This is a genomic window from Lactobacillus helsingborgensis (assembly GCF_003173695.1).
GTDB lineage: Bacteria > Bacillota > Bacilli > Lactobacillales > Lactobacillaceae > Lactobacillus > Lactobacillus helsingborgensis.
In genome coordinates, this window is the sequence record NZ_CP029544.1 from 508,296 (window position 1) to 524,738 (window position 16,443).

At 36.9% G+C, this 16,443-nt stretch carries 16 protein-coding genes and 1 tRNA gene; 15 read left to right on the forward strand and 2 right to left on the reverse strand.

Annotated elements, in window-relative coordinates:
• The first annotated feature begins 191 nt into the window (after positions 1-191).
• From DLD54_RS02560 to DLD54_RS02580, 5 genes are all read left to right on the forward strand, one after another.
• Positions 192-929, forward strand: coding sequence for an amino acid ABC transporter ATP-binding protein (locus tag DLD54_RS02560; protein WP_038521630.1), 738 nt, complete (start codon positions 192-194; stop codon positions 927-929).
• 11 nt (positions 930-940) lie between these two features.
• On the forward strand, positions 941-1,756 hold the full coding sequence (locus tag DLD54_RS02565) for a glutamate ABC transporter substrate-binding protein (RefSeq protein ID WP_109918115.1): 816 nt from the start codon (positions 941-943) through the stop codon (positions 1,754-1,756).
• Positions 1,753-2,391 (forward strand): amino acid ABC transporter permease, encoded by a 639-nt coding sequence (locus DLD54_RS02570; RefSeq protein WP_046326835.1) that lies wholly within the window; start codon positions 1,753-1,755, stop codon positions 2,389-2,391. The genes DLD54_RS02565 and DLD54_RS02570 overlap by 4 nt, the downstream gene beginning before the upstream one ends.
• Positions 2,392-2,407: 16 nt before the next feature.
• A complete protein-coding gene (locus DLD54_RS02575; RefSeq protein ID WP_038521635.1) occupies positions 2,408-3,061 on the forward strand; it encodes an amino acid ABC transporter permease in 654 nt (217 codons plus the stop codon).
• Between the two features lie 169 nt (positions 3,062-3,230).
• Positions 3,231-3,770 (forward strand): ClbS/DfsB family four-helix bundle protein, encoded by a 540-nt coding sequence (locus DLD54_RS02580; protein ID WP_109918996.1) that lies wholly within the window; start codon positions 3,231-3,233, stop codon positions 3,768-3,770.
• A 203-nt stretch (positions 3,771-3,973) separates the two neighbouring features.
• On the opposite strand, the gene DLD54_RS02585 is transcribed toward DLD54_RS02580, so the two are convergent.
• A complete protein-coding gene (locus DLD54_RS02585; RefSeq protein WP_109918116.1) occupies positions 3,974-4,714 on the reverse strand; it encodes a CPBP family intramembrane glutamic endopeptidase in 741 nt (246 codons plus the stop codon).
• A gap of 293 nt (positions 4,715-5,007) precedes the next feature.
• On the opposite strand from DLD54_RS02585, the gene DLD54_RS02590 reads away from it, so the two are divergent.
• Entirely contained in the window at positions 5,008-5,856 is an 849-nt protein-coding gene (locus DLD54_RS02590; protein WP_109918117.1) for an aldo/keto reductase, read from the forward strand.
• A 36-nt stretch (positions 5,857-5,892) separates the two neighbouring features.
• On the opposite strand, the gene DLD54_RS02595 is transcribed toward DLD54_RS02590, so the two are convergent.
• Entirely contained in the window at positions 5,893-6,546 is a 654-nt protein-coding gene (locus DLD54_RS02595; RefSeq protein WP_109918118.1) for a CPBP family intramembrane glutamic endopeptidase, read from the reverse strand.
• A 208-nt stretch (positions 6,547-6,754) separates the two neighbouring features.
• On the opposite strand from DLD54_RS02595, the gene DLD54_RS02600 reads away from it, so the two are divergent.
• From DLD54_RS02600 to pcrA, 9 genes are all read left to right on the forward strand, one after another.
• Positions 6,755-7,897, forward strand: a complete 1,143-nt coding sequence (locus DLD54_RS02600) for a CDP-glycerol glycerophosphotransferase family protein (RefSeq protein WP_109918119.1) — start codon at positions 6,755-6,757, stop codon at positions 7,895-7,897.
• Positions 7,898-7,907: 10 nt separating this feature from the next.
• On the forward strand, positions 7,908-9,338 hold the full coding sequence (locus DLD54_RS02605) for an oligosaccharide flippase family protein (RefSeq protein WP_109918120.1): 1,431 nt from the start codon (positions 7,908-7,910) through the stop codon (positions 9,336-9,338).
• 2 nt (positions 9,339-9,340) lie between these two features.
• Complete coding sequence (locus tag DLD54_RS02610; RefSeq protein WP_109918121.1) at positions 9,341-10,039, forward strand: glycosyltransferase family 32 protein; 699 nt, start codon at positions 9,341-9,343, stop codon at positions 10,037-10,039.
• A gap of 1 nt (position 10,040) precedes the next feature.
• Positions 10,041-10,514 carry a SprT family protein gene (locus DLD54_RS02615; protein ID WP_109918997.1) on the forward strand — a complete coding sequence of 158 codons (474 nt, stop codon included), beginning with the start codon at positions 10,041-10,043 and terminating at the stop codon, positions 10,512-10,514.
• 98 nt (positions 10,515-10,612) lie between these two features.
• Positions 10,613-11,296, forward strand: coding sequence for a MarR family winged helix-turn-helix transcriptional regulator (locus DLD54_RS02620; RefSeq protein ID WP_109918122.1), 684 nt, complete (start codon positions 10,613-10,615; stop codon positions 11,294-11,296).
• Between the two features lie 77 nt (positions 11,297-11,373).
• On the forward strand, positions 11,374-13,125 hold the full coding sequence (locus tag DLD54_RS02625; protein WP_109918123.1) for an ABC transporter ATP-binding protein: 1,752 nt from the start codon (positions 11,374-11,376) through the stop codon (positions 13,123-13,125).
• A gap of 73 nt (positions 13,126-13,198) precedes the next feature.
• Positions 13,199-13,284, forward strand: a tRNA-Leu gene (locus DLD54_RS02630).
• Positions 13,285-13,449: 165 nt separating this feature from the next.
• On the forward strand, positions 13,450-14,097 hold the full coding sequence (locus DLD54_RS02635; RefSeq protein WP_038521656.1) for a glycoside hydrolase family 73 protein: 648 nt from the start codon (positions 13,450-13,452) through the stop codon (positions 14,095-14,097).
• A 79-nt stretch (positions 14,098-14,176) separates the two neighbouring features.
• Positions 14,177-16,420, forward strand: coding sequence for a DNA helicase PcrA (pcrA, locus tag DLD54_RS02640; protein ID WP_109918124.1), 2,244 nt, complete (start codon positions 14,177-14,179; stop codon positions 16,418-16,420).
• Positions 16,421-16,443 lie beyond the last annotated feature (23 nt).

Here is a 16,443-nt window from a genome sequence, read left to right on the forward strand (position 1 = left end):
AGTTTTGCAAAACCTTTAAATTTGTTGATATAGCAGTGCAAAATTCACTTTTGAGATAATGTGAATTAAACATGTGCTTCTATAAATTTTTATTAAAAAACGTGTATAACTTTTAAAATTCTTAACTGGTATAGTAAAATGGTTTCTATAACTTATTATTTCATGCATTGATTATGAAAGGGGCGATGACAATGTCGATGATTGAATTCCATAATGTGCAAAAATTTTATGGCCATTTTCATGCATTGCACGACATTAATTTAGAGATTGATCAAGGTGAGACGGTGGTTTTAATTGGACCATCTGGTTCCGGTAAGAGTACTCTGGTACGTACCGTAAACGGCCTTGAAACAATCCAGAAAGGTAAGTTAATAGTTAACGGTCACGATCTGTCAGATCCTAAGACCAATCTTAATATTTTACGTAGTGATGTTGGCATGGTTTTCCAGCACTTTAATTTATATAAAAATAAAGATGTGCTTGAAAATATCATGTTGGCGCCTAGAATAGTAAGTCATATTCCTGAAGATGAAAATAAAAAACAGGCTTTAGACTTACTTGATATGGTTGGACTGCGGAAATGGGCACATAATATGCCGTCACAGATTTCCGGTGGTCAAAAGCAGCGTGTCGCGATAGCGCGGACCTTGGCAATGAAGCCAAAGCTTATTTTATATGATGAACCAACCTCTGCTCTTGACCCGGAAATGATTGATGACGTTTTACAAGTTATGAAACGAGTTACTAATGAAAGTGGAATGACTTCACTAATTGTTACTCACGAAATGGGCTTTGCCAAAGAGGTAGCTAACAGAGTTATCTTTATGGATCAAGGTCGGATTGTTGAGGATGACGATAGCGAGAGCTTCTTTAAACAGCCTAAGACGGAGCGGGCACAACAATTTTTGAGTAAAATCATTTCTCACTAAGGAGGCCAATCATGAAAAAGAAATTTTGGCTACTTCCTTTATTAGCATGTATTTTAATGTTAACCGGCTGTGGTAAAAGCGTTAATGATCAATCCGTTTTAAAAAATGCTAAGCAATCTAATACTATTGTTTGGGGTGTTAAAGGTGACGTTAAGCTTTTTGGCTTAATTGATGTTAAAGACGGACAGCAAAAGGGCTTTGATGTTGATATGGCCAAACATATTACCAAACATATTTTGGGACCTAGTGGCAAGGCAGAGTTTGTCACTACCACCTCTCAATCCAGAATCCCACTGTTAAAGAATGGTAATGTCGACGCCGTAATTGCCACTATGTCAATTACGCCAGAACGTAAAAAGATTATTTCTTTTTCAAAATCATACTTTGATGCCGGTCAATCTCTGTTAGTTCCTAAAAACTCTCCAATTAAGAGTACCAAGGATCTAAATGGTAAGACAGTTATCGGTGTTGTGGGTGCCAACTCGGTTGCAAACATTAAAAAAGTAGCTCCTAAAGCAAAAGTGATCGAATTGCAGGATTACGCTCAAGCAATGAATGCACTGAAGTCACATCAAGGAGATGCTCTAACTACTGATAACGGAATTTTATTTGGTTTGGCGGTGCAAAATCCGGGCTACGAAGTTCGTGGCGGCACCTTTACTGTTGAACCATACGGTGTTGCGGTTAATAAGGGACAAACCTCATTTACTGATGCTGTAAACAAGGCAGTTCTTGAAATGCAGCATAACGGTGAATACAATCGCTTAATTAAAAAGTGGTTTGGCGATGTTCCAGGATTTAAGTATAAGGAGCTGTATCGCCGATGATTAATATTTTTTCAAAATTCAGCACCCAGCTGTTTATCGGCTTGGGTTGGACAGTATTATCCAGTGTAATTGCTCTATTTTTCAGTTTAATAATTGGAACAATTTTTGCAATTATGGAAGTTGTTCCAAGTAAAGTAATGCGTGTAATTGGGCATGCTTATGTGGAAATTATGCGTAACATTCCTTTGCTTGTAATTACTATGTTTTTCTATTTAGTAATTCCTATGTATGTCGTCAAAATAAATGGTTTTACTGCGGGAACTATTGGCTTAACACTTTACACCTCCGCTTTTATTGCAGAAACAATTCGTTCAGGTATTCAATCTGTTTCTGGCGGACAAATGGAGGGTGCGCGGTCAACTGGCATGACTTATTGGCAGGCAATGCGTTACATTATTTTGCCTCAGGCATTTAAAATAGTCATCCCACCATTAGGTAACCAGTTTGTTAACTTGGTCAAAAATTCATCGGTTTTAGCTTTTGTGGCTGGATTCGATTTAATGTATCAGGCAAACTCAATTGCATCTACTACCTTTGATACTATTAACAGTTATTTGGTTGTAGGGGTTTTATACCTAATAGTGACATTACCACTCAGCTATTATATGCGACACTTAGAAAAGAAATTAGGTTAAAAGGAGGTACTAGAAAATGCAAAATTGGATTAATGCCTTTTCATGGCTTAATGTGCGCTTTTTGTTAATGGGCCTCTGGGTAACTATTTACATATCTGTAATTTCAGTTGTTTTAAGTTTTATTATTGGTTCAATTTTAGGAATAATCAGATACTCTAAAATTAAGTATCTTTCGGCTTTTGTAGGTTTTATTATTGATATTATTCGAAATATTCCTTTGCTGTTGATTATCTTCTTTACTTATTTTGGCTTACCGAACTTTGGTTTAAGACCAGAGACAATCCCTGCCGCAATAATTGCGATGACGGTATTTGAATCTTGTATGATTGCTGAAATTGTGCGTTCAGGTATTCAATCCGTTTCCATTGGTCAAATGGAAGGTGCGCGGTCAACTGGCATGTCCTTTGTTCAAGCACTCTGGCATGTGGTTCTACCTCAAGCATATAAAAACATGATTCCGACAATTATCAGTCAGTTTGTTTCCCTGATTAAGGATACTTCACTTGCGACGATCATTGTTGTGCCGGAAATGATGCAACATGCGCAGGTGATTTATGGGCAAAACGCAAACTACATCTTACCGATGTTTGCTGCTTTGGCAGTCCTGTATTTTGTTGTGTGCTTTACATTATCAATTATTGGTAGTGCTATTGGTAAGCATTTATCGTAAATTAATAAGAATAAAATGCGTAATACTACAATTTAGTATTATGCTTTTTTTATTACCAAGTTGTCTTTGCATAATTAGTGCAAATTAATAAAATCTTTTCAAGAAACAAATAATCTATGCTAAAATGATAAAAGTTGAAAAAATTGGGATTTTAATAAAGGGTAAAAATATGCCACGACCAAAAACAAAAACAGAATTGATTGAAGCTAGTAATTCTTCATATCAAAAGATTGTTGATTTGATTGCTAATCTTCCTGAAGAAACAAGGTCTGAAGACTTTAACTTCGACACGAGCAAACTAAAAGAAGCTCACTGGAAGCGAGATCATAATGTGCGCGACGTATTGGTCCATTTATATGAATGGCAAAGGTTGCTGTTAGACTGGATTAAAAATAATCAAGCTGGTAAAGAGCAGGATTTCTTGCCGGCAGGGTATAATTGGCGCAATTATGGTGAAATGAACCAGCAATTTTGGCAAAAACACCAAACTACTTCTTTGCCGGAAGCAGAAAAGTTATTAGCTCAAAGCCATAAAGAAACAATGAAATTGCTAGACACTTTTTCTGAAGAGCAGCTTTTTCAAAAGAAAGTTTTTCCGTGGACTGGAAATAATGCTTTAGCTACATACTTTATTGCGAACACTTCTAGTCATTATGACTGGGCGTTAAAGAAATTGCGTAAATTTCAGCGTTCATTAAAGAAAAAATAAGATCAAGCCGTTAGCACGTGATACTACCGGCTTTTTTATTTGGTTGTAATTCTATTAAAAATAAGCATTTGACATTTGATTTCTTAATAGATAATGTTGCATTAAATATCAAGCTTACGGGTTAAGTTTTCTGAATAAATAAAAAATCATAACTGCCAAGTTAAATAGTAGTTATGATATAAACTAAAAGCAAGTTTTAGTAATTATTTTGTTACCAGTAACAACATTAAGAAAGCTAAAGTATCAAATAGGAAGTGAACTAAAAAGCTCACCCACATGTTGTTTGTTTTGATAAAAGCCCAGTTTAATACTAAACGTGTGAATGCTAACCCCAAGATAACGTAGCCTAAATTATAATCATAAGTAGATAAGTGTAATAATGAAAAAATTAAAGCTGAAGCTATATTGCCCCAGAATAACGGATGAGGCCAGTGTATTGCATTAGCCAATTGGGTGACAGCTAAAAGCGGCATAATTGCTAAGAATTCTTCACCCATAATTTGAATTGCACTGCTAAAGCGCTGATAGATAAAGATTAGCCAAACATTGGGCGTGTTCATTGTCAGTCCAGCAGCAGCATTTCCTGACACCGAGCCGAATAGTTTTTGAGAAATCATTCCTGATAAAACAGAAACTATGTAAGCAAAAATAAAGAAAACTAATACCCACAGCCATTCTTTAGCGTGAGGAACATGGAAAAGTTCATGCCATTTTCGTCCAGTAGCAATTTGTACACCGATAATTTGAATTAGTAAAAAGACAGTTACTACCAAAATTTGAAAACCGGCGGCTACTAAAGTAGGATGATTTTCATCAAAAACTAAAAACTCCGGTACTTGTATACCAGGCATGATCAAGCAACAATAGGCTATTACATTTGCCAGTAGTATTATCAACCATTTTTGTCCAGATAATTTATCTGAATTTTTGAAATTATTTACCATTATAATTTACCTCTTTAAGTTTGATTTTATACTGATAATAAATAAAAAACAATTACTCCGCTTTCACATAAAAAGACATTATCAAGTAAGTAAAGTGGTGTCACATTAAAAGAGAAATGTATAGGCTTTATACGGGACATATTCGCGCATAGCGCAGGCAAGTGGTGTTACAATTGGTTCTAGCAGGTATAAATGTTTAGAATATGTTTTATTATAATGTAAATCATGTACCTACATATCATCAGTTATATATACACAAATAAAGTTGGGTGTTGTTCATAAGGAGGTTTCTTATGAAAAGTGTCACAATTAACGACCAAGTTCTACCAGCACTAGGTATTGGCACTTGGGAAATGGGAGATGATCCAGAAGTACAAGATGAGGAGATAAAAGCTATCCGTGCTGGTCTTGATGCTGGATTAAAGGTAATTGATACCGCCGAAATGTATGGCAATGGGCGTTCTGAATTACTGGTAGGCAAGGCTATAAAAAAATATCAGCGCTCTGATATCTTCTTAATTTCTAAAGTGCTGCCACAGAATGCTTCTGCAAAGAGAATGCGTCAAAGTTTGACTGCAAGTTTGCAGAGACTTCAAACTGATTATCTGGATTTATATCTTTATCATTGGCGGGGCATGGTCCCTTTAACAGAAACCGTGGCAGAACTGCAGTCTTTACAAGATGAAGGTCTTATTCGCTCTTGGGGCGTATCAAACTTTGATATTGCTGATATGCAAGAATTATGGCAACTGCCACATGGTAAAAACTGCGCGGTTAATGAGGATCTTTATAATTTAGAAACCAGAGGAATTGAGTTTAGTTTGCTTCCGTGGCAAAAAAAGCATCGTGTTCCTCTCATAGCTTATAGTCCGCTAGGTCGTGGACCCAAGATGGGTAGCACCATGATGCAAAATCAGGCTGTCTTAGAAGTAGCGGCTGAGCATCATGCCAGTGCATACCAGATTTTGTTAGCTTGGGTAATGCAACAGGACGAAACATTAGCAATTCCAAAAAGCAGTAGTTCAACTCACCTGTCATCAAATATGAAAGCTTTGGATATTGAATTGTCTGCTGCAGATTTACAGGAATTAGAACGCGCTTATCCTAAGCCGGATCATAAGGAACCATTAGCTATTTATTAAGAAAAAGACAGTGAATATTCACTGTCTTTTTTGTTTTTAAAAAATCGTCACGATTATGTCCCAAAGCATATGATAAATGATCGGAACCCAGATGTTTTTGCTTCTGATAAATAGCAGCCCGAATATCAAGCCCAAAATAAAAACACTGATAAAACCACCCGAGGTAAAATTAGCTACCAAAGTATGGGTCTGATACCAAATTGGCAAATGAATACACAAAAAGAGTAAATTGTTAACGATGAGAGCCAGCCAAGTTGACATTTTCTTAAGCAGAGCATTTAAAAGCCAACCGCGAAACACTAATTCTTCAGTAATTCCAACCACTAAAAATTTATCAATGAAATCACTGGCTCTAAAATTAGGATTAATTTTAAAACCGCCGTTTTCAAAGTAAAGTATAATAGCCAAATAGGTTACCATAATAAAGATACCAACTAAATATGGCCATAGCTTAAAACGATTTTTGAATAGTTGGGGATACCCGATTTTGAGTTGATGAGAATATTTTTTAATTAAAATAAATGCCGGGATACTCCAAGTAAGTAATTTGACTGATGAACTTAGTAAAACCTGTGCTAAAGTGTTGCTGGTATAACTCCAATATGCGAATTCTTCAATCGTCCACCAAATGTTAAAGATGCCGAGATATATTACTATAACTTTGTTAGAAACTGAATTTTGGGTGTTCATTTTTTCCTTTGTTTAAGCTCTATTTAACATTTCATATTCTAATAGTAAATAGTACATTTGCAAACTGCTTTTTGCTACTAGAATGAACGTTTTTGAAGTTTTACTGAGTGATAATCATTAAAAAACAGAAAAATAAAGCAAAAAAGCTTGAGTTCTCTCAGGCTTTTTCTGTACTCTTATAATGAATAAGAATTTGGGAAGTTAAATAATGAAAAATATTTTATTTCGGCTATATCTCAATTTAATGAGAATCGGAGCTAAACTTACAAGGATCAAGGAAAATAAGGTAGTAATTTTGAATGGTGCAGGACGTTCCGGCTCTAACGGCTATCTGTTTGCCAAATATTTAAGACAGCACCATCCGGAATATGATGTTGCTTTGGTGGAACCTTGGCCATCCTCACATTTACCGCTTAAAACTTGGAGACAAATTGGTGCAGCAAAATACGTTTTTACGACACACCAACCGTTTAAAATTCACCATAAGCAAATTAGCATCCAGTTTTGGCATGGTATTCCACTCAAGAGAATGGGTATCATGGCTAATAATACTGATTATAAAACTGATGCGCGCAATGCCAGATTATGGCGGCGAAATGCCGATATGGTTTGTTCCAGTTCGGATTTTTATGAAACTCTGATGAGTGCGTGCACTGGTATTGAAACCAGTAAGTATCGCCAAGTTGGCTTTCCCCGTCTTGACGCCTTAACCAGACCGGCAGTGACGAAAAAAGAACTTTTACAGCAATTATTTGGCCAAGATGATGTTCAGGCACAGATTGGAATTTTTATGCCCACATTTCGCTATGAAATGGCGGATGAAGAAATTATGAATCGCATTAAGGACGGTAATTTTTTGGCATTACCCGATTTTGATGTGGAAAAGCTGAATGCCAGTTTAAAGGCCAAAAACCAATTTTTAATTGTTAAATTGCATCCCTACGAAATGCGTTTATTCAAAAAGCAGCACAGTCATTTTTCAAATATCAGTTTTCTCAACAACGATTTTTTGTACGAACATGACTATGATTTGTACGAATTGCTGGGCAGCACTGATTTTCTGATTACTGACTTTTCTTCAATTTATTTTGACTATCTCAATTTGAATAAGCCTATTATTTTTATAACCGCGTATCTTGAGCAATATGAAAAAACTCGAGGGCTGCTATTTGGACCATTTAAAGAGGTGGTTCCCGGTAAATGTGTTAATACGCAAACGCAATTATTAGAAGCAGTTGCTGCTCCAGACCATTACCAAGCTAAAAGACAATATTGGCACAATTTAACCAATGAGGTGCAGTCTGCTTCATATTGTGAGCAGGTTTTCACTTTAATGACAAAAAAATACTAGAGGGAGAATTGTGAAAAGAACTTTTTTAAATATTCTATATAATGCGGTTTACCAAATATTTCTAGTATTAGTACCTTTAATAACGGTTCCTTATCTTTCTAGAATTCTGGGTCCTAAAACTTACGGTATTTACAGCAATGTTAACAACATTGTGCAGTTTTTGATGATTTTTTGTACGCTTTCTGTTTCCTATATTGGTATGCGGACAATTTCTCAAATCAGAGCCTTTGGTAATCAGCAAGATTTGACTAAGGCATTCTGGGGCTTATGGTATTTTCAAGCAATTGCCGGAATTGTAACTATTGGTATTTTAATTGCTGTGACCAGCTTTTTTAAGATTAAGTACGGTCAATATTTATTGTTAATGGTGCCGTACCTGATTTCAGCTCAAGTAGATATTTCCTGGTTTTTTCAGGGATTGGCAGATTTTGGTCGGGTAGTTTTGAAAAATACTGCTGTTAAATTAGTATCTGTAGTTTTAATCTTACTATTAGTAAAAAATCCGGGTGACTTGTGGAAGTACATGTTGATTATGTCAGTTTCTACAATGCTAGGATCGTTTGTTTTTTGGTTTGACATTCACCGCTATGTTGGCGGACCTGTCAAGCATTTTTATCAATATCGCGCAACTGGTAAAGCAATCATTACCCTTTTAATTCCGCAAATTGCCACCCAAATTTATACCTCGCTTGATAAACCGATATTAGGGCTGTTTCAAAATTCGACCCAAGTTGCTTATTATGATAATTCGCAACGAATTTCCAATATGGTTTTAGGAATTGTTACCAGTATCTCTTTAGTCATCATGCCTAAAATGGCGGGTGAAGGTAAAAAAGAACAAAGGGTCATTTTAAAAAAATCTTTGGAAGCAACCGTGATGCTGGGAACATTGTTTGCAGTCATCATAATGGCTAATACTAAAGAATTTGTGCCCTTCTTTTTTGGTCATAAATTTATTCCTATGACCCCGCTGATGTTTTTCTTTGCGTTGACAATCATTATGATTCCTACAGGCGGGGTATTTGCCAATCAATTTGCACTTGCTAATCACCGAGATCGTGACTATGCTATTCCAGTGATAGTCGGCGCTGTGTTAGAAGTGGTATTGAGCTACTTTCTAGATCAGCTTTACGGCGCCACGGGGGCAATGATCGCGATCTTAATCACCGAGTTCATTGTGTTAATCTTGCGTTTATGGATAGTTCGCGATGGCTATGATTTTAAATACTCTTTTCGTGAAATTCCTAAATATTTTATAATTGCTATTATTGTTTTAGCAGTCGGGCTCTTTTTACCACAAATGTTTGCTTCTGCTTTTCTTAATATGTTATTCAAGTCAATTATTATGTTTGTTTTATACATTGCCTTGATGTTTTTGTTTAAACTTGATTTTAACCAAGACATAATATTGTTATTGAAAAAATTTTTTACTCGAGGTTAGTTATGATTCCGAAAATAATTCATTATGTATGGGTAGGCGGCAATCCCAAACCCAAGAATATTCAGCGCTGTATGAAAACTTGGTCAAAACATTTGCAAGACTATCAGATTATTGAGTGGAATGAGCATAATTTTGACATTCACGAAAATAAATATGTTGAGCAGGCTTATCAAGCAAAAAAATGGGCGTTTGTTTCCGACTATATCAGGGCTAAGGCCGTTTACGAAATGGGCGGCATTTATATGGATACTGACGTCTTGGTGCTGGATAATTTGCATGATTTATTAAATAATAAGGCATTTGTTGGCTTTGAAAATAAAGAGAATCCTTTTACGGCAGTCTTTGGAGCTGAAAAGGGACATCCTCTCATTCAGGACATGCTTTCTTATTATGATGACCGCAACTTTACCTTTGATAAGCAAGACCAACTGGCAGGCGTTAATACGGTTTCTGTGTCTGATATTTTAAAAAATAAGTATGGTGCCCAACCAAATAACCAAGAGCAGGAGTTGCAAGCAGGAATCCATGTTTATCCTGATGGCGTTTTGTGCAATCCGTCAGCACAATCAAAAACTATTCACGTATTCACCGGGACTTGGATGGAGGGTGCTAAACCTTTAAAAAGAAAATTAGTTACGGCTTTAAAAGTAAGGATTAAGACTAAAAAAGAGGCAGCTCTTTATGCCAAACTTTTCAGATAATATGACTGCAGCAGAATTGCAAAATTTAGTGGAGCAAGTGTCTCTCACGTATTTTGGCAGGCAATTTAACCACCAAGTAAAAATTAATTACCGGATGACCACAACCGGTGGCCGTTATCATTTAGACGATCATCATATTGAGATTAACGCCCATTTTTTAGCACCACAATATTTCCGGGAATTAATTGGCATTATTAAACACGAATTAACCCATTATCACTTGCATTTAAGCCAGCAAGGCTATCGGCATCAAGATCAAGATTTTAAGACTTTGCTTAGTGCAGTAGGAGGCTCGCGCTATGCACCGGATATTGGCTTAAAAAGGACTAGGAAAGCAAAATATTTATATGTTTGCACCAAATGCGGCCAAGAGTTTTTACGTGTCCGGCGGCTTAACATGCGGCGCTTTGCCTGTGGCAGATGCGGGGGAAAATTAAAATTGTTGAAGCAGAATTTAGCCATTAATTTACACTAAAAATCTTTTGCTATAATTTGACATTTTGTTAGGTACCAAACTATAATTAAATTATAAATATTAGGTACCTAACTTTTTTAATTTAAAGGAGATTAATTATGAGTGAATTAAGTGATGATTTAATGAGACAGCTTCATTACATAATGCGTGCCAGTCGTTATTATTTATATCAGAACAAGGGACCAATATCGGGGCAAAAACGGGTTTTAGCAGTCTTAAAACTTGCTGACGGCTTATCGCAAAATTACTTAGCGGAGATTCTGGCTCTTAAACCGGGTTCTCTTGCTGAATTATTGAAAAAAATGGAACTAAAAGGCGATATTACCCGTGAAACTGATGACCAAGATAAACGGGTAAAACGGGTTTATTTAACTGATTCTGGAAGAGAAAAGGCTAACAAATTAAAGCTGTTGATAGATAAGCGGGATACTGAACCATTTTTTGCTGGTCTGACAGAGGAAGAACAGAAGCAACTAAGACAATTATTAGAAAAAATAAGCAATAATTGGGATGACGATTTCAAAGAAAAAATGGGGGAAATGGTTGATCCGGCAGACTGCATGGCAAAGTTTAAGAAATGGTGTAAATATGCAGCAGATCATGATTGTTCTAAAGAGGAGCTACATAAAATGTGTAAACATATGCCAAAACACCATCATTGTCGCCCTGATTTTGATATGGATGATGATTGTGTGCGGAATTATTGTAGATTTGTTAAAATGCACAAATACAACCGCGATTTTTACCCTAAATGCTGGCATAATGAAAATGAAGATTTATAATTAGAAAATAAAAAGTTTTTCAATAGATAATTGAAAGACTTTTTATTTAGTCTAAATTCAGAAAGCCGGTATCCTAGATGGCATTCAAGTCACGTCAAGATAAAACGCAAATGGTTAAACTTAGTGATTTTTTAGGGCTCTTAAAAAGTTTAAACGTTAAGAAATCATTATTTGCACTCGGATTAATACTTAGTTTAATTACCAGTGTTGCTAATTTGGCTTTGCCTTTGCTGACTAAGGTGCTGGTAGACACAAGTAAATGGGATAGTTTTAATTATTCAAGTTTAATAATTATTATCGTTGTTTTTGTTTTGCAGTTAATTCTGGGAACTCTGGGCGGCTATGTTTTGCGTTTTTTTGGCGAAAGCGTAGTTAAGAGTTTGCGTGAGCGCCTTTGGGAACATTTGCTTAAACTGCCAGTGACTTATTTTGATGAAAATAAAGTTGGTGAAAGCAGCTCTCGGCTAGTGAATGATACGGGAATTATTAAAGACTTACTGGCCTCACAGTTTCCCAATTTTATTACCGGTGCTATTCAGCTTTTGTTTTCACTAATTATCTTGGTAGTCATGGATTGGCAAATGGCAACACTCATGTTTACGGTCGTGCCCATTGTGGTAATCATTTTACTACCAGTGGGGCGCATAATGGTGCGTTTAGGACGCAAGCTGCAATCAGCAACTGCCGAATTTAATGGCGCTGTCAGTGAAAAACTATCCGAAGTCCGTTTGATAAAATCCAGTAATGGTGAAGAATGCGAACAAGAAGCGGGCAATAAAATGATCCAAAGAATCTTTGGCATCGGGGTGCTCGACGCGCGGGTCGAAGCTGTATTGCAGCCAATTATCATGACCTTGATGATGGCTGCCTTCGCTGGTATTTTAGCTTTTGGCATTATCAGAGTGGGTCAAGGATCATTAACAAGTGGCTCCTTAGTGGCCTTTCTACTTTATTTATTTAATGTGATTGCACCGGTTGCCAATTTTGCGACTTTCTTTTCTCAAATTCAAAAAGCTTTGGGATCAACCGAACGTATTCAGGCAATTTTAAAGATTAAGCCTGAACAAAATTTGTCGCACCAAACTTGCGATTTAACTAATAAAACTCTCACTGCTCAAAAAGTTAGTTTTAGTTACAAAATAGGCGAACCGGTTTTACAATCAATTTCCTTTACTGCTAAACCTAACTCGGTAATCGCTTTTGTAGGACCAAGTGGCGGCGGTAAATCTACCATTTTTTCTTTATTAGAGCGTTTCTACCAACCGGCTAGCGGTCAATTTACTATTGCAGGCCAAAATATTCAGGATATTGATTTGGTTAACTGGCGTAACCAAATAGGGTATGTTTCACAAAACAGTGCAATATTTTCTGGAACAATCCGTGATAATTTGGTTTATGGGTTAAATCAAAAATTAACTGACGATGAGCTGTGGCATGGACTTGCTCTGGCTTATGCTGATCATTTTGTGCGGGTATTTCCTGACCAAATGGAAACTGAAATTGGCGAGCGAGGAATTAAACTATCAGGCGGACAAAAGCAGCGCTTAGCTATTGCCCGTGCCTTTTTAAGAAATCCTAAAATATTGATGCTGGATGAAGCTACTGCCAGCCTTGATTCAGAATCAGAGGGCAAAGTACAGCAGGCGCTTGACAAATTAATGGTTAACCGCACCACGTTGGTCATTGCTCACAGGCTTGCTACAATTGTTAATGCCGACCAAATTTATTTTGTTGAGCATGGCAGAATAACAGGTCACGGTACTCACCATGAATTGATGCAAAATCACAGCCTGTATGCCCGGTATGTCAATGAGCAAATGGTAAATTAAACCATTTTTAGCTAAAATGAGTAAGAAAAGTCTTGTGTTAAAGTTAATTTTGGGTTATAGTATTGAATGTGTTGCGGGCATGGCGGAATGGCAGACGCGCAAGACTAAGGATCTTGTGATCGTTTTTAGATCGTGGAAGTTCGAGTCTTCTTGCCCGCATAAAACTTATTGGAGCTGAAGCTCCTTTTTTTATGCCCTAATTTAAAGAACCAAAGAAAGTATAATTTTTACTATTTTTATTTTAAAAATTAATTACATTGCATAATTTACAGCCAATAGAGGTTATACTTAATTAAGAGAATTTTTTAAAGCAAGGGAAAATCTATGGCGAGAAAACGAAAAAGCAGAAAATTATCTAACACAGCGATCATTATCCGCACGTTTATTATTTTATTTGCACTTATTGTTGCGTTTGCAGCTTTTCGCTATTATCGTCGTCAGGCAATTCAGTCAGAGCAAATTAGACAAGAGCAACTTGCTCGCGAAGAAGCCAGACAAAAAATAATCAGGCAGCATAAAGCTTTTATTAGGGAGATTGGACCAATAGCCAAGGAAGTTGATAAGTCCTTTGATTTATTACCCAGCATTACAATAGCTCAAGCTTGTCTTGAAAGCGATTATGGCAAGAGTGACCTTTCGCAAAAATATAATAATTTATTTGGTGTCAAGGGCAATAATCCCAATACTTCGGCTGTTTTAAAAACTAAAGAATTTGAAAAGGGTAAGTGGATTATCGTTAAAGCCCGCTTTCAAATTTATGACTCTTATGAGGCTTCTATCAGGGCCCATGCGCGGCTGTTTCAAAAAGGCACCAGCTGGGATGCTAACCAATACAGCCATGTTTTAGCTGCCAAAAATTATCGGGCACAGGCACGCGCTTTGGTTAAAGATGGCTATGCCACTGACCCTAATTATGCTGATAAATTAATCAAATTAATTGAAGAATACAACCTTGACCGTTTTGACAAATAGAGTGCAATCAACTCCAAAGATGGTCATGATTTTTGGTACAATAAAATAGTTATAAATTTTCGGGGTGAAAGGATTCAGAATGAACGCAGAATCAATTTTGACAGGATTAAATCCACAACAAAAAAAGGCAGTTAAGATTACGGAAGGACCATTATTGGTTGTTGCAGGAGCCGGTTCTGGCAAAACATCTGTATTAACTCGCCGAATTGCTTATTTAGTTGCTGAAAAAGAGGTTGCGCCCTGGAATATTTTAGCTATTACTTTCACTAATAAAGCAGCTAGTGAAATGAGACAAAGAGAACAGAAATTACTGGGTGTCCGCGCCGATAGCATTTGGATGTCTACTTTTCATGCTCTTTGTGTACGTATTTTAAGGCGGGATGCTGAAAAAATCGGCTATACTGGTAATTTTTCAATTGCTGATTCTGCAGAGCAGCTTACGTTGATTAAGCACATTGAAAAAGAGCAAAATATTAACCCGAAGATGTATGAACCTAGAAGAATCCTAGCGGCAATTTCTAACGGAAAGAATGATTTGCTTACGCCAGATGCCTATGCAGCTAGTGCGGCTTCACCTTTTGAAAAGATAACTGCAAGGGTATATCAGGAATATCAGAGACGCTTAAAGCACGATCAAATTATGGATTTTGATGATTTGATTATGCAGACTTTGGTTTTATTCAAGAGCGATAATACGGTTTTACATTATTATCAAAACAAGTTTCGCTACATCTTGGTAGATGAGTACCAGGATACTAATCAAGCCCAATATGAATTATGTCACGCACTGGCAGCCCAATACAAAAATATTTGTGTTGTGGGCGATGCTGATCAGTCTATCTATGGTTGGCGCGGCGCTAATATGGAAAATATTATGAATTTTGAGCAAGACTATCGTGATGCCGGTGTTCAAACAGTTAAGCTTGAACAAAATTATCGCTCAACAGGTCATATTTTAGCAGCTGCGAATGCGGTTATTAAGAATAACAGTCACCGCAAGGCTAAGAACTTGTGGACTGATCAAGGTGAGGGTGCCAAAGTAACATATTATCGTGCTCAAAGTGGCGATGATGAAGCCCATTTTATTATTGCTAAAATTCAGGAAGAAGTTAAAACTAAAAAGCGGTCTTACAATGATTTTGCGGTTTTATACCGTACAAATGCGCAATCCAGAACTGTAGAAGAGTCTTTTGTAAAGTCAAATGTGCCTTACCAAATAGTTGGTGGTCATAAATTCTATGATAGAAAAGAAATTATGGACATTATGGCTTATTTGAAGCTAGTAGCTAATCCGAGTGACACAATGAGTTTTAACCGGATTATTAATACTCCCAAAAGAGGTATTGGACCAGTGAGCGTACGCCGCTTTTTAGATTTTGCCCAAGAAAATAATTTGACGCTTCTCGAAGCGTTTAATCATCTAAATATGTCGGGAGTTTCACCTCGCGCCGCCGCCAAATTAAGCGACTTCGGAGCTAAATTACGTGATGCAATTAGTTATGCTGCAGGTCATAGCGTTACCGGTCTAACTGAAAAAGTCCTGCAGGATTTTGGCTATACAGCTGCGCTTAAGTCTGAGCATACTATTGAAGCTGAAACCAGACTGGAAAACCTTGATGAATTTCTATCGGTAACAAAGCGTTTTGATGATGAATATGAGGAAAGTGCTGCAGGTGACAACGCACTTAGCGATTTTTTAGCGGAAGTGTCCCTTTTAAGTGATCAAGATGATTTGGCCAATAATGATGATCAAGTAGCATTGATGACCTTGCATGCGGCAAAAGGCTTGGAATTTCCAGTGGTCTTTTTAGTCGGAATGGAAGACGGACTCTTTCCTTTATCAAGGTCTTTAATGGAAGACGACCAGCTGGAAGAAGAAAGACGATTGGCCTATGTTGGCATTACCAGGGCTAAACAAGAATTGTTTTTAACTAACGCATATTCACGAATGATGTACGGGCGGATGCAAAATAACCTGCCTTCAAGATTTTTGGCAGAAATTGATCAAGAAGATTTGAACACCGAAAATTCTGTGCCAATTGACTTAACTAGTGCCAATTTTCAAACTACAACAGCACCATTTGCTAATAGTGATGAGCGTGCTCGAGCACAGGTATATACACCCAAAGTCAAACCATCTGGAGCTGTTGGCGCCGAAAAGAAGGGTTGGAACGTTGGAGACCAAGTTGAACATAAAGCTTGGGGTAAAGGCGTTGTCACCAAAGTTAACGGTAAAGGTGAAGATATGGAGCTTGATATTGCATTTAGTGGTAAAGGAATCAAACGGCTTCTTGCAGCATTTGCACCAATTAAAAAGGTATAATAAAAATAGAAGTTTAAATATAT